The organism is Natronobiforma cellulositropha (assembly GCF_025629245.1).
GTDB lineage: Archaea > Halobacteriota > Halobacteria > Halobacteriales > Natrialbaceae > Natronobiforma > Natronobiforma cellulositropha.
In genome coordinates this window covers 218,777-231,646 of the sequence record NZ_JANZXN010000015.1, presented here as the reverse complement: position 1 = coordinate 231,646, position 12,870 = coordinate 218,777, and the positions used below count along the sequence as shown (strand labels likewise).

General features: G+C 64.4%; 12 protein-coding genes and 1 tRNA gene. 5 read left to right on the top strand and 8 right to left on the bottom strand.

Features of this window, described 5'->3' with window-relative positions:
• Positions 1 to 37: 37 nt before the first annotated feature.
• Positions 38 to 2,233: a methyl-accepting chemotaxis protein gene (locus N0B15_RS06815; protein ID WP_263018851.1), complete on the bottom strand. Its 2,196-nt coding sequence runs from the start codon at positions 2,231 to 2,233 to the stop codon at positions 38 to 40.
• 329 nt (positions 2,234 to 2,562) lie between these two features.
• On the opposite strand from N0B15_RS06815, the gene N0B15_RS06810 reads away from it, so the two are divergent.
• Positions 2,563 to 3,126, top strand: coding sequence for a hypothetical protein (locus tag N0B15_RS06810; protein WP_263018850.1), 564 nt, complete (start codon positions 2,563 to 2,565; stop codon positions 3,124 to 3,126).
• Positions 3,127 to 3,263: 137 nt separating this feature from the next.
• Positions 3,264 to 3,731, top strand: coding sequence for a pyridoxamine 5'-phosphate oxidase family protein (locus tag N0B15_RS06805; RefSeq protein ID WP_263018849.1), 468 nt, complete (start codon positions 3,264 to 3,266; stop codon positions 3,729 to 3,731).
• 290 nt (positions 3,732 to 4,021) lie between these two features.
• Here N0B15_RS06805 and N0B15_RS06800 read toward each other — a convergent pair.
• Positions 4,022 to 4,094 (bottom strand) — tRNA-Gln (locus N0B15_RS06800).
• Positions 4,095 to 4,297: 203 nt separating this feature from the next.
• On the opposite strand from N0B15_RS06800, the gene N0B15_RS06795 reads away from it, so the two are divergent.
• Positions 4,298 to 4,468 (top strand): FmdB family zinc ribbon protein, encoded by a 171-nt coding sequence (locus tag N0B15_RS06795; protein ID WP_263018848.1) that lies wholly within the window; start codon positions 4,298 to 4,300, stop codon positions 4,466 to 4,468.
• Between the two features lie 9 nt (positions 4,469 to 4,477).
• Here the strand turns inward: N0B15_RS06795 and N0B15_RS06790 are convergent, their stop codons facing one another.
• From N0B15_RS06790 to N0B15_RS06780, 3 genes are all read right to left on the bottom strand, one after another.
• Positions 4,478 to 4,912, bottom strand: a complete 435-nt coding sequence (locus tag N0B15_RS06790) for a metal-dependent transcriptional regulator (protein ID WP_263018845.1) — start codon at positions 4,910 to 4,912, stop codon at positions 4,478 to 4,480.
• Entirely contained in the window at positions 4,909 to 5,403 is a 495-nt protein-coding gene (locus tag N0B15_RS06785) for a ferritin-like domain-containing protein (RefSeq protein ID WP_263018844.1), read from the bottom strand. Before N0B15_RS06785 ends, N0B15_RS06790 begins: the two co-directional genes overlap by 4 nt.
• Before the next feature lie 90 nt (positions 5,404 to 5,493).
• Complete coding sequence (locus tag N0B15_RS06780) at positions 5,494 to 6,477, bottom strand: hypothetical protein (RefSeq protein ID WP_263018842.1); 984 nt, start codon at positions 6,475 to 6,477, stop codon at positions 5,494 to 5,496.
• 185 nt (positions 6,478 to 6,662) lie between these two features.
• Between N0B15_RS06780 and N0B15_RS06775 the strand changes: the two genes are divergently transcribed.
• Positions 6,663 to 8,102 carry an APC family permease gene (locus N0B15_RS06775; protein ID WP_263018840.1) on the top strand — a complete coding sequence of 480 codons (1,440 nt, stop codon included), beginning with the start codon at positions 6,663 to 6,665 and terminating at the stop codon, positions 8,100 to 8,102.
• Between the two features lie 2 nt (positions 8,103 to 8,104).
• Positions 8,105 to 8,980, top strand: coding sequence for a universal stress protein (locus tag N0B15_RS06770; protein ID WP_263018837.1), 876 nt, complete (start codon positions 8,105 to 8,107; stop codon positions 8,978 to 8,980).
• 145 nt (positions 8,981 to 9,125) lie between these two features.
• Here the strand turns inward: N0B15_RS06770 and sufD are convergent, their stop codons facing one another.
• From sufD to N0B15_RS06755, 3 genes are all read right to left on the bottom strand, one after another.
• Positions 9,126 to 10,388, bottom strand: a complete 1,263-nt coding sequence (sufD, locus tag N0B15_RS06765) for a Fe-S cluster assembly protein SufD (protein ID WP_263018836.1) — start codon at positions 10,386 to 10,388, stop codon at positions 9,126 to 9,128.
• A 15-nt stretch (positions 10,389 to 10,403) separates the two neighbouring features.
• The gene (sufB, locus tag N0B15_RS06760; protein ID WP_263018835.1) at positions 10,404 to 11,834 is read right to left on the bottom strand and encodes a Fe-S cluster assembly protein SufB; all 1,431 of its coding nucleotides are present in this window, start codon (positions 11,832 to 11,834) and stop codon (positions 10,404 to 10,406) included.
• A gap of 62 nt (positions 11,835 to 11,896) precedes the next feature.
• Positions 11,897 to 12,814: an ABC transporter ATP-binding protein gene (locus N0B15_RS06755; RefSeq protein WP_263018834.1), complete on the bottom strand. Its 918-nt coding sequence runs from the start codon at positions 12,812 to 12,814 to the stop codon at positions 11,897 to 11,899.
• Positions 12,815 to 12,870 lie beyond the last annotated feature (56 nt).

The following is a 12,870-nucleotide window of genomic DNA, read 5'->3' as shown; positions in this document are numbered from 1 at the left end:
CGACCGGATCGCACCCCACCCGCCGGTGGCGGTGCGTTCAGTCCGAACTGATCTGCGGTGGCCGCTCCTCGTCGGTCTCTCCATCGAGGTCGGCGTCCGTCTCGAACTGATCGAGCGAGAACTGCAGCGAGTGGGCCTCACCCGCGAGGTCGTTCGCGCTGTGGCTGACCTCGTGGAGCGAACTCGTCTGTTCTTCGGCCGCCGCGGCGACCGTCTCGGCTTCCTCGCTCACCTTGTCGCTGATCGTCGAGGCGTCGACGACCATCTCCGTGACCTCCTGGGTCGAACTCGCCTGCTGCTGGGTCAGACTCGCGATCTCGCGGACGCCCTCGTGGGTCGTATCCGCGTGCTCGGCGATCTCCTCGAGTGCCGTGCTGGCCTCGTCGATCGTCTTCGCGCTGGCGTCGATCTCTGCACGCGTCTGTTCGACTTCCGTCGCGGTCCGTCCCATCTGCTCCTGGATCGAGCCGACGACGGTCTCGATCTTCTGTGCGGAGTCTTTCGCGTCGCTCGCGAGCGACTTGACCTCGCCTGCGACGGCGCTGAAGCCGTCGGACTCACTCGAGGTGCGCGTCGCTTCGATGTTCGCGTTCAGTGCGAGGACGTTCGTCTGGGTGGCGACCTCGGAGATGAACTCCGCCATCGCCTCGATGCGGTCCATCTCGGCCTGGAGCTTCTCGATCTCGTCGATGGTCTCCTGAGACTCCGCGTCGATGCGGGCAATGGCTTCTTTCACCTCGCGGGCGGCAACGCGACCGTCGCTGCCGGTGTCTGCGGTCTGCTCTGCGGCCTCGGTGACGGTCTGTGAGAGCGAGGCGATGTCGTCGGTCATCGCGGCAATCGAGCCCATCTCGGCTTCGACCTGCTGGAACGTCGCGTGCTGGTGGTCGGTGTGCGAGGAGATCTCCTGGACGGACTTCGTCACCTGCTCGCTCGCTGCCTCGACCTCTTCGACGCTCGCGGTCATCTGCTCGCTGTGGGCGGCAACGTCGGTCGCGAAGTGTTTCAGCTCCTCGACAGTGCCCTCGATACCGGACATCATCTCGTTGTACTCGGTGACGACCTGGCTCATCGCCTCGTTGTCGCCCTCGACCGACATCCGCTCGGTGAGGTCGCCGTCGGCGGCGTCGGCCATCACGACGCTCGCCTCTTCCTCGAGCTGTTTCGCGAGTTCGGCGAGTTCGCGTTCGCGGTGGATCGCCTGCTCGCGTGCGGCCTCCGCTTCGGTGATCGTCTCGCGCAGGGAGACGCGCATGCTCTCGAAGGCCGCGTAGAGGGTGCCGATCTCGTCCCGGCGCGTCGTTGAGAGTTCGGTCTCTAAGTTACCCTGCTCGAGTTCCTGCGCTCTCGACGAGAGGTGGTTGAGCGAACCGGCGGTGTCGCGGCCGATGACGACGCCGATCGCGCCGAGCCCGAGCACGGAGACGAGGACGAGCGCGATCACCGAGTTCTCGATCGTCCCCTGGAGCGAGTAGGCGGCCTCTGTTGGGATGTGGGTCATAACGACCCAGTCGGTCCCCTCGATGCGGGTAAAGCCCATCGCCATCTCCTCGCCGTGGCCGTGCATCTCCATCTCTTCGTAGCCGGTGACGCCGTCGAGCGCGGCGAGTACCGGCGGGGACTGTGCTTCGAACTCGTCCTGACCCATGTTCTGGTCACCGATGCTGTGCGTGTGGTGGCTCATCACGACGGTCCCCTCGGAGTTGGCGACGAACGTGTGTGAGCCCTCGTCGTCGGAGGGACGCATCAGCAAGCTCGAGTAGTCGATCAGGTCGACGACGAACATCACTGCGTGGCCGGAATCACCGTCGACGGGGCTGACGAACGCGATGGACTGCTCTCCGGTCACCGGATCCTCGAACGGCGTGGTGAACTGGGTGTGTGATGTGTTGTCGAACTCGAGTCCCTGCTCGGCCCACCGGACGTCGTACTCCGAGAACGCGACGCCCGTTGCGCTCGTATTGCTGCTCTCGAGGATTTCGTACGATCCAGTCTCGATGTAGTGGACCGCGGTAACACTCTCGTGGGAGTTCCCATCGGCGTTCGAGAGCGCGCCCCGTATCTCGTGGTTCGCTCCGTCGGTCAACGCAGCGGTCTCAGAGAGCGACTGCGTCTGGTAGGTCATCCGGTCGACCCACTCGGTCAACGTCTCCGCCTGCAACAGCGTCGACTGGTTGATCTGTTGTTGTGTGTCCTCCTCGAGTGCGGAACTCGTCTGAGTATAAATCGCCAATCCGATAGCTGAAATACAAAGAACGACTACGAACAACAATATTATCAGTTTTCTTGAATAGCTGGTACTAATCACGTCCGGGACGAACCGATCGATATTCGCCATGCCAGAGGAAGAGTGGCCGAGATATTAAAAGATACTGAACCGACGAAATATAATGAATGTTCACGAACCGTGACTTCCCTGTTCACAATACAGCTATCGCTATTGATACTATAGAGTTCCGACATCAATCGCCAAACCTCCAATCCGTCCACCGCTTCTCCCCGCTTCGATCGTCACGCCACCGGGAAACTTATGGTCGCTACCACGTTAGCCCAACGATGACTATGAGTGATGACAACGACACGATCGCGTTCTCGCCCGCACTCGAAGAGAGCCACATCTATCCCCTCGTTCGTATCGCCCTGATCGCCGTCGGCGGCCTCGTCCTGCTCGGCCTCGTCTCGCTGTTACCGGGGCTCGAGGTGCTGTTCGGCGGCTTCGAAATCTCGGTCAGTGCTGTCTTACTCGCCCTCGGGACCTACCTCGTCGCCGGTGGTCTCCTCGCCGTCGCGGGCCGCGTCGAAGCGCTCGTCGCCGACAGTCTCGAGGGTCCGCAACGCGTCGTCGAGGACACCGGTGCCATCGCGAAGTACCTCTTCGTCTTCGTCGCGCTACTGGTCGCCTACCAGGGCTTCGCCCCCGCGCTCGTCCCGATGGTCGAGAACGTCGCCGCCGCCTGGGTCTACCACCTCGTGTTCCTGCTGGTGACGCTGGTGCCCGTGGCCCTCATCGCCCGCCGCCTCCACCGGAGCCTGGATCCCGTCACGGACCTGATCACGCGCGGTCTCCTCGACAGCCGAACGCGCCGTACCGGCGAGGAGACGGAGATCCCGGTCGAGAGCGAGTAATTCACTCTCCTCATCCCGTCCGTCCGACTCGAGCAACAGCCGTCCCCTCGACGTGAACGACTCGCGAGCCTGACTGTCAGTCCGCGGTCGACGCTCCGTCTGACCTTTATATCCGCCGCCCTCGAACTCACTGAACGATGTCAATCGACGAACTCGAGGGCTACGGACTGGTCCGGATGGACGACGCCCAGATTCGGTCGTTCCTCGCGAGCCAGCGGACCGGCGTACTCGGCTTTCCGACCGCGGACGCACCGTACCTGCTCCCACTGTCGTACGGGTTCGACGGGGACTCGTGCCTCTACTTCACCTTCCTCACGGGGTCGGCGAGTCGGAAAGCGACGCTGAGCGAGCAGGCCGACGTCGCGAGCGTCCTCGTCTACACAGCCGACACCAGGTTCAACTGGGAGAGCGTGCTCCTGGAAGGGACGCTCGAGCAGGTCCCCGAATCCGAGTGGGCGGCCATCGGGGACGCCCTCGACGGCGCCTGGCGGCCGGACCTGTTCGAGACGGCAGCCCGCTCGAGCGCGGTGTCCATCTACGAATTTCAGATCCAGGACCAGTCGGGGGTCAAACACACCGGTCTCCCGCCGGAACTCGAGCGGTAAGTGGGCGAGCCACCCTGTGATCTCAACGGAGCACTCCCACCCCGGAATACCCGTGCAGGGCGGTGGATGAACCACAACGTGTAGACATAGACCCGGGCGGATTCGAACCGCGCAGACTCGAATCCTCTCGTCTGCTGGGCTAGAACCGCCGAGGATATTTCGCGCTCACGGAGTTGTTCGCGCGAAAATAGACCCGGGCGGATTCGAACCACGGTCGTTCCGCTTCGCTCCACTCTCTGATTCGAATCCGCGAGGACAGTCGCCGCTCGCGGAATTGCTCGCGGCAGAAGTAGTCCCGGGCGGATTCGAACCGCCGTCGTCAGCTCCAAAGGCTAACATGATTGGCCACTACACCACGGGACTGCAGCGGCCTGACGTTACCGGTGTAGCGGCTTATGGGTTGTTATTTTTCCCGGCGGGTACGCCGCCCGTACCGACTCACTCGAGCGTGAGTGACCCACGTCTCACACAGTCACGTCTCTCGACGAAACGGGCTGGCGAGCGCTCGGGCGGGCGGTATGGACACGCTAACTAAATCAGGTGGTGTTCGAGGTTCGAGCAGACGAATGACGTTGAGTGCTCGAGTCCAGCGCCTGTTCGGGGACCGGTCGGGGGAGGAACTCTACGAGTGTCGTGCGTGCGGCCAACGGTTCGAACGCGACCGACAGCAGTGTACCACGTGTGGCTCGTATCTAATCGAACGGACGACCTACGACGACCTCCTGGAGTCGACGTAGTCCGCGCCGTTAGTCTCCGTGCTGGCTCGCTTCGACCTCGAGGTACTCACAACAGTCCGTTTCCGGGTCGAAACAGTCCGGGCACTCGCTGCGCCGGTCGATAATGGTGTCGAGACGGTCGGCGACCGTGTCGTCGATGACGCTCTCGAGCGTGCGCGCCTCCTCGCGGAAGGCGTCGACTTCGAGGACGTTCGCGAGGAAGCGTTCGATGATGCAGTAGGTCTGGAGAGCATCGTGGGCGCGCTCGAGACCGTCGTCGGTCAGGCGTGCGCCCTTGTACTTCTCGTGTTCGACGAGACCGCGTGACTCGAGTTTCCCGATCATCTCGTTGACGCTGGCGGGGCTGACCCCGAGCATCTCCGCGAGTTGGCCGGTCGAGGCGGGACCGTCCTCGAGTCGCTGGGCGAGGTAGACCGCTTTCAGGTACTGGTCGGCCGTATTCATGCTCGTCGCTCCATGATGTGGGTGACGTCTTCGACGCCCTCGCGTTCCTCCTCGCGGATCTCTCTGAGCGTCTCGAGGACGCGCTCGCGGTCGACGGCGAACTCGGTGTCCGAGGCTTCGATGGCTCCGATGAGGTCGTCGTAGAACTTGTAGGCGGTCTCTTCGTTACACAGCTGATCGTAGAGGACGCCGTCGGTGTCCTCCGGCGGGCCGTAGCGGGCGTCGACTAAGGCGTTGATCTCCTCGTAGGGAACCGTCTCGGCGTCGAGGTCGTCGATGAGTTCCTCGAGTCGCTCGCGGTGTGTTGCCGACTCTGCCGTCGCTTCTGTCAGTAGCGCCCGCACCTCGTCGTCGAGGTCGTCCCGTTCGTCCTCGGGGAGTGACTCGAGGTGGTGGGCGGCGCGTGACTCGACGACCTCTTCCAGGATGACGCCAATCTGCAGGAGGCGTGTGAGTTGGTGGTCGCTCGAGACACGCTGTCCCAGACTCATATCCACCTGTCGGGGACCGGATCACTTAACGGTCCCCCTCCGAGTCGGCGGGTCAGGACGTTCTCTCCGCGACTGGCGTCCGGGTCGAAGCTACCGTCGAAACCGCCACACGCGCGACCCTGCTCCGCCTTCGACTGACTCGACCTGCTTGAGCGCCACCTTGACACAGCGCCACCAGCTATCGACCGTCTCGTATCCGGCGGAGTACTCCTCGTAGAGCGCCTCGACGAAGTCTGCCCGTCGGGCCTGCTCGGCATCGCGGAGGAACGCGACCGCCCGCCCGGCGAGTTCGCGTCGGCGTTCGACGAGGTCGGCCGACCGCCCCGGCACCGAGAGCGTCTCGAGGTCGACGACGTCTTCGCCCGGCCGCACGTCCGATCCTGCGAGATCGCTCGAGGAGGTGTAGGACAGTCCGGTCTGTACGTTACGGCCGAGCGTCGTCCGGGTCTTCGCGACCGCTCGCCGTGAGAGTTCGTCGAGGCGGTTCGTCTCGACGCTACCGAGTGATCCGGCGTCCGCGGCGACCCGGTCCTCACGGATGCGCTCGACGCGCTCGGGCGTCAGGTTCATCGAGTCGATTACGTCGTGAGCGCGCTCGAGCGCCCGCAACGAACGCGTCGAGACTGCACCGTCGGCGTCCGCTTCGGGATGGGTGTTCTCGGACGGTTCCGAACGGTACTCGAGCGTCCCGTCGTCTCCGTCCGTGTCCGGGTCACCCGCTGGTGTCGTCGAATCCGCGACCACGGTTCGCCGTGGCGACCCCCGGACGCGGACCGTCGGATCGCTCTTCGCGCGTCGCCAGCCTCGACTCTCACACGCGTCAGTCTCCTCGAGCGGTGACTCGCGGTCCTCCGCCCCCTCGTCGGTCGCCGCTTCCCGGCGCTCGAGGTGGACGAGGCGCTCGCGGTAGGTCTCGAGGAGCGTGCGCTCGTCGTCACCGGGGACCTCGACCGTCGCCCGGTGCTCGAGCAGCCAGCGGACGTACGCGCCGCGGCTCTCGAACCCGAGGAGTTCGCGTTCGACCTCGAGGGCTTCGACCGTTTCCGACGGTAATTCGAGGGGGAGTACCCGCATCGGTACGCGAATACCAGCCCGTCGTACAAAAAGTATCGTCAGACGGTGGTGACGTGACACCTCGCGCCACGCGGGCCGCTGACACGGCATCTCGCGCCACACCGTCCGGTGGGTCGGTTTCTTCTGGGGAGACGCCGCCGGGTTCGAGGGGTACGCCTTTGACCATCCCGACAGAATACGGACGTATGGGTGACCGGTCCACCGACGGTGAGACGGCGTCGACGGAGCCGACGAACGTCGAGGGTGACCGTCCGATCATCGAGGAGACGACGGCGACCGAAGCGGCGACCGTCCACGAAGAAGGAACGGAACTCGAGCGGACGATCGGGCTCGTCGGCGGGCTGTCGATCGGCGTCGGGACCATGATCGGCGCCGGAATCTTCGTCTTTCCGGGGCTGGCCGCCGGGGAGGCTGGACCCGCCGCGATGGGGTCGTTCGCGATCGGCGCGGTCATCGCGTTGCTCGTCGCCCTCCCCGCCTCGGAACTCGCGACGGCGATGCCCAGAAGCGGCGGGGGGTACTACTTCATCTCGCGCGGACTCGGCACCGTCTACGGCACGATCGTCGGACTCGGACTCTGGCTCGGGCTGGTGTTCGCCTCGGCGTTCTACCTCGTCGGCTTCGGCCACTACGCGGCCGCCGTCCTCCTCGAGGTCGGCATCTCGGTGCCGTTCAATCCCGCGGCCCCGCTCGGCGTCCTCTTCGGTGTGGGGTTGGCCGTCCTGAGTGTCACCGGCACCGAGCGAACGGCCGCCATCCAGAACGTCGTCGTCGCCCTCTTGCTCGGCATTCTGACGCTGTTTCTGGTCTACGGCGGCCTCGACTCGGTCGGCGTGTTCGGCACCGAATCGACCCCGGAGCGGTTCGCCCCCTTCGGCTGGCTGCCGGTCCTCCAGACGGCGGCGCTCGTGTTCACCTCCTACCTCGGGTTCGCCCAGGTGGCGACCGTCGCTGGCGAGATCAAGCAGCCGAGCCGTAACCTGCCGCTGGCGATGGTCGGCTCGGTCGTCCTCGTCGGTGCCTTCTACGTCGCGACCATCTTCGTCGCGACCAGCGCGTTCCCCAGCGCGGAACTCGGCACCTTCGGCGAGACGGCGATCGTCGAGGTCGCACGCGCCTACGCCGGGCCGCTCGGTGCCGTCGCCATCTTGCTGGCTGGCCTGCTCGCGACGATCTCGAGTGCGAACGCCTCGATCCTGAGCTCCTCGCGGGCGGTCTACGCCCTGAGCAAGGACGCCCTGTTGCCTCGAGAGGCGAGCGCAGTGAATCTCCGGTGGGGGACGCCACACGTCGCGCTCGGACTCGCCGGGGTGCCGATCGTCGTCCTCACCGCGACCGACGCAGTCGTATTGCTCGCCGAGGTGGCCTCGTTTCTCCACCTCGTGATGTACGGTCTCATCTGCGTCGCCCTCATCGCGCTGCGACGAAACCCGCCCGACTGGTACGACCCGGACTTCAGGACCCCGGCCTATCCGGCCCTGCCGGCGGCGGGTGCGCTCGCGAGCTTCGGTCTGATCGCGTTCATGGACCTCGCGTCGATCGTCGTCGGCGTCGGGGTCATTGCCGTTACCTTCGCGTGGTACCTCTACTATACGGACGACGTCGAACTCAAAGGAAAACTCTAACAATGAGCGACCAACCCACCGACACCGACCAGTCCAACGACGCCCGCGAGGACCAGTCGACGGGCCACGAGACCGCCACCGACACCGACACCGACACGAGCGGGCCGGGACCGATCCTGGTTCCCGTTCGCGTCCTCGAGGGCCAGTCGGTCGAACCGGGCGTCGCGACGTTGCTATCACGGGCGCGCGTCCTCTTACTCGGGTACCACGAGGTGCCCGACCAGACGCCACCGGGCCAGGCCCGTTTCCAGTTCGAAGACCGGGCGACAGAACGGCTCGCAGACGTCGCGGGCGAACTCGAGGTGGCAGGAGCGACCGTCGAAACCCGCCTGGTGTTTACCCACAACCGCGAGCAGTCCCTGAACCGCGTCGCCGAGGAGACGGGGTGCGTCGGGACGGTGATCCCCAACCCGGCGATGCGTCTCGAGGACGTGCTCGTCCCGCTCCGGAGTGAACGGTCGCTCGAGCGGGTCGCCGGTCTCACCGGGGACCTGCTGGCCGGTCTCGACGTCGGGGTGACGCTCTATCGCCTCGAGCGCGAGGACGAGGAGACGAGCGGCCGCGTCCTCGAGCGCGCTCGGGAACTCCTCGAGGCCCGTGGCGTCGATCCCGACCTTATCGAGACGCGCGTCGATACCTCCCTCACACCGGTGCGGACGATCGTCAACACCGCGTCGGAGTACGACGCGGTCGTCATGGGCGAGTCTGACCCGAGCGTCACGACGTTCGTCTTTGGCGAGACCGCAGCGGAGGTCGCCGAGCGGTTTCACGGACCGGTACTGGTCGTTCGTCGCCAGTCGCACGACGAGCGTCCGGACGAACCGACGTACGCGGTCGATCGGGAGACTCTCTCGGAGACGGACGGTCTCGGCTCGTGAGCGGTGCACCCACTATCCGCTCTCCTGACGTATCGCGCGGGACCAGTCGATAGTCGGTGCCTGGACCAGCGGAGTCGTCCCGCAGGCAGGTACGAGAGCGGACAGTTGGCAGAAAAACAGCTCCGGAGTGGGGGTGCTCTCGCGGCTAGTGGAGACGAGCCCGGACTAGCTCCTCGAGGTCCTCGCGGAACTCTTCGACGGCGATCTCTTCCATGACGGGCACGAAGAAGCCCTCCACGAGCATGTTTCGCGCGAGTCGTGGTGAGACGCCGCGCGAGGTCATGTAGAGCAGGTCCTCCTCGTCGATCTGCCCGACGGTCGCCGAGTGACTCGCTTCCGTGTCGTGGTTGTTGATGATGAGCTTCGGGGAGGCGTCGGCCTCGGATTCGTCGCTCAGCATCAGGGTGTTCTCGCGCTGGTAGGAACTCGTATCCCAGGCGTCGCGGCCGACGTCCTGGACACCCTCGTAGACCGAGCGCGCGACGTCGTCGGTGACACCGCGGGTGACGAGGTCGGCGGTGGTGTGTTCGGCGCGGTGCCAGACTTTGACGTCGAGGTCGAAGTGCTGGTCGTTGTGACCGAAGAAGGCCCCGACGATCTGTGTCTCAGAGCCGTCACCGGTGAGTTCGGTCGAGGTCTCGGTCTTCGTCAGCTGCGAGCCGATGTTGCCCTCGATCCAGTTGACCGTCGCGTAGGTGCCCGCGTCGGCGCGCTTACACGTGAAGTTGTACGAGTCCTCAGAGAGGTTCTGCAGCGAGCCGTACTGGACGTTCGAGTTCTCACCAGCGACGATCTCGACGATGCCGCTGTAGTAGCGTTCACCGTCGACATCCGTCTCGCTGTCTCGCGGCTCCGCCGCTCGACTTTCCGCGGAACTGTGTTCCGCGTTTCCCGTCGACTGGCGCTCTAAGATCGTCACCGACGACGACTCCTCGGTGACGACGAGCGTGTAGTTGAACAGCGACTGGGAGTTCATCTCCGTCCGGATCGTCACGTCTTCGGCGTCGACACCCTCGGGGACGTAGACGACCGTTCCCGTCGAGAACAGCGCCGTCGAGAGCGCCGTCAGGTAGTTCTCCTGTGTCGGGACGATCGAGCCGAAGTGCTCACGGACGAGTTCCTCGTGGCTCTCGAGTGCCGCCGTCCAGGAGAGCACCTCGACGTCGTCGGGACCGACCTGGTCTTTCTCCTCGGCCCAGTTCAGCGGGTCGACGAACGACTCGAAGTCGAGTTCGTGGAGGCTGGTCCAGTCCCGACCCGGCGTCCGGATCACGTCCGGCATGTCGAGATCGTCGAGCGCCTCGAGCGCCTCGAGACGGGTCTCGAGCAGCCACTCGGGTTCGCCGAGGTCGTCGCTGATCTGTCGGACCTGTTCGTCGGTTAGGTTTGCGTGTACCTGCGTACTCATGTATGTTCTCGGGGGTTACCCGAGGCTTCCCTCCATCTCGAGTTCGATCAGCCGGTTGAGTTCGACTGCGTACTCGATCGGCAGTTCTTCGGTGATCGGTTCGATGAAGCCGGCGACGATCATCTTCTTGGCGTCGTCGTCGTCGAGACCGCGGCTCTGGAGGTAGAAGATGTCTTCGTCGCCGATCTTACCCACGGTTGCCTCGTGGGCGACGTCGACTTTCGACTCTTCGATCTCCATGTAGGGCATGGTGTCCGAGGTCGACTCGTTGTCGAACATCAGCGCGTCGCACTCGACCGCAGTGGAGGAGTTCTCGGCACCGTCAGCGATGTGGACGAGTCCGCGGTAGTTGGTGCGGCCGCCGTCTTTCGCGATCGACTTCGACTCGATGGTCGACTTCGTCTCGGGTGCGTTGTGGTAGACTTTCGCCCCGGTGTCGATGTCCTGGCCTTCGCCCGCGAAGGCGATAGTGATGTGGGTGTCGGTCGCCCCGCGACCCTTGAGGATCGTACACGGGTAGAGCATGGTGGCTTTCGAGCCCATGCTGCCAGACACCCACTCCATCGTGCCGTTCGCGTCGACGATGGCGCGCTTGGTGTTGAGGTTGTAGGTGTTTTTCGACCAGTTCTGCACCGTCGAGTACTGGACGTGGGCGTCCTCTTTGACGAAGACCTCGACACAGCCGCTGTGGAGGTTGTGCTTGCCGTACTTCGGCGCGGAACAGCCCTCGATGTAGTGGACCTCGGAGCCGCGCTCGGCGATGATGAGCGTGTGCTCGAACTGGCCCATCCCCTCGGAGTTCATCCGGAAGTACGCCTGGACGGGCATCTCGACGGTGACGTCCTCGGGGACGTAGACGAAACTCCCACCGGACCAGACCGCCCCGTGGAGTGCGGCGAACTTGTTGTCGCTCGGGGGGACACAGGTCGTCATGAAGTACTCCTGGATCAGGTCGGGGTGTTCTTTGACCGCCTGATCGACGTTCATGAAGACGACGCCCTTCTCCTCCCACTGTTCTTGCATGTTCTGGTAGACGATCTCGGACTCGTACTGCGCGCCGACGCCCGAGAGCGCCTTCCGCTCGGCCTCCGGAATGCCGAGTTTCTCGAAGGTGTCTTTGATGTCGTCCGGCAGTTCGTCCCAGTCGTCGACGCCTTCGCGCTTGTCGACGTCCGGGCGGATGTAGGGGACGATCTCTTCGACGTCGAGTTCGGAGAGGTCCGGTTGGCCCGGCCAGTCGACCGGCATCGGCATCGCGTGATACTGCTTGAGCGCACGGAGGCGGCGCTCGAGCATCCACTCGGGTTCGTCCTTGTCCTCGGAGATCATACGGATGACCTCCTCGGTCAGACCTTTCTCCGACTTGACCGCCGCACGCTGTTCTTTGTGGAAGTCGAAGCGGGCTTCGGTGTCGGTCTCTTTGAGGTGATCTTGTTCGGAACTCATGAGTTTGTATGTGGTTATGTTTACGGCTGTAGCGTTATTACCGTTCTCCTAGCTAGATCCGGTTACGCGGTCTCGTAGACCTCTTCGCGGACCCAGTCGTAGCCCTTGTCCTCGAGTTCCGCGGCGAGGCTCGCGTCGCCGCTCTTGACGATCTGTCCGTCGAGCATGATGTGGACGTGGTCGGGTTCGACGTAGTCGAGGATGCGCTGGTAGTGGGTGATCTGGAGGATGCCAGTGCCCTGGGTGTCACGCAGCGTGTTGATGCCGGTCGAGACGTCCTGTAATCGGTCGATGTCGAGTCCGGAATCGATCTCGTCGAGGACGGCGATCGATGGCTCGAGGATCGCCGCCTGGAGCACCTCGTTCTGTTTCTTCTCCCCGCCGGAGAAGCCCGCGTTGAGGTAGCGGTGGGCGAACTTCTCGTCCATGTCGAGCGCCTCCATCTTCTCGGTGAGCAGCTGCTGGAACTCGGCGATACCGACCTCGCCCTCGTCGACGGGACCTTCCATCGGCGACGGTGTGGCGGTCTCTTCGTCCTCGTCGGCGTCTGCATCGTCGTCCTCGTCCTCGCCGAGCAGTTCCTCTCGCTCGTCGATCTTGGCGTTGAGCGCCGTCCGCAGGAAGTTCGTCATCGTCACCCCGTCGATCTCGGCAGGGTACTGGAACGCGAGGAAGATGCCGAGCGCGGCGCGCTCGTTCGGCTCCAGGTCGAGGACGTTCCAGGTGCGTTTGTCCTCGGGGATCTCGAGTTCGTCGCCGAACTCGTCTGCCTCGAGGTGGAGTAAGACCTCGCCCTCGGTGACCTCGTAGGCGGGGTGGCCGGCGACGATCTTCGCCGTCGTCGACTTCCCGCTGCCGTTCGGTCCCATCAGCGCGTGGATCTCGCCCGACTCGACTGTCAGGTCGACACCGCGCAGGATCTCCTCACCACCGTCCTCTGCCACTCTGGCGTGTAGATTCTTGAGTTGTAGACGTGCCATTGGTACGGATACCTCTCTCGTCTACGACGAGGGTCGTCCCCCTGATAACGGTTTCG

Excerpts from the sequence above, each read along its gene's own strand:
- N0B15_RS06770 (WP_263018837.1), top strand. The coding sequence starts at position 8,105 with ATGAGCGACCAACCCACCGACACCGACCAGTCCAACGACGCCCGCGAG.
- N0B15_RS06805 (WP_263018849.1), top strand. The coding sequence starts at position 3,264 with ATGTCAATCGACGAACTCGAGGGCTACGGACTGGTCCGGATGGACGAC.
- N0B15_RS06795 (WP_263018848.1), top strand. The coding sequence starts at position 4,298 with ATGACGTTGAGTGCTCGAGTCCAGCGCCTGTTCGGGGACCGGTCGGGG.
- N0B15_RS06785 (WP_263018844.1), bottom strand. The coding sequence starts at position 5,403 with ATGAGTCTGGGACAGCGTGTCTCGAGCGACCACCAACTCACACGCCTC.
- N0B15_RS06810 (WP_263018850.1), top strand. The coding sequence starts at position 2,563 with ATGAGTGATGACAACGACACGATCGCGTTCTCGCCCGCACTCGAAGAG.
- sufB (WP_263018835.1), bottom strand. The coding sequence starts at position 11,834 with ATGAGTTCCGAACAAGATCACCTCAAAGAGACCGACACCGAAGCCCGC.
- N0B15_RS06790 (WP_263018845.1), bottom strand. The coding sequence starts at position 4,912 with ATGAATACGGCCGACCAGTACCTGAAAGCGGTCTACCTCGCCCAGCGA.
- sufD (WP_263018836.1), bottom strand. The coding sequence starts at position 10,388 with ATGAGTACGCAGGTACACGCAAACCTAACCGACGAACAGGTCCGACAG.
- N0B15_RS06775 (WP_263018840.1), top strand. The coding sequence starts at position 6,663 with ATGGGTGACCGGTCCACCGACGGTGAGACGGCGTCGACGGAGCCGACG.
- N0B15_RS06780 (WP_263018842.1), bottom strand. The coding sequence starts at position 6,477 with ATGCGGGTACTCCCCCTCGAATTACCGTCGGAAACGGTCGAAGCCCTC.
- N0B15_RS06755 (WP_263018834.1), bottom strand. The coding sequence starts at position 12,814 with ATGGCACGTCTACAACTCAAGAATCTACACGCCAGAGTGGCAGAGGAC.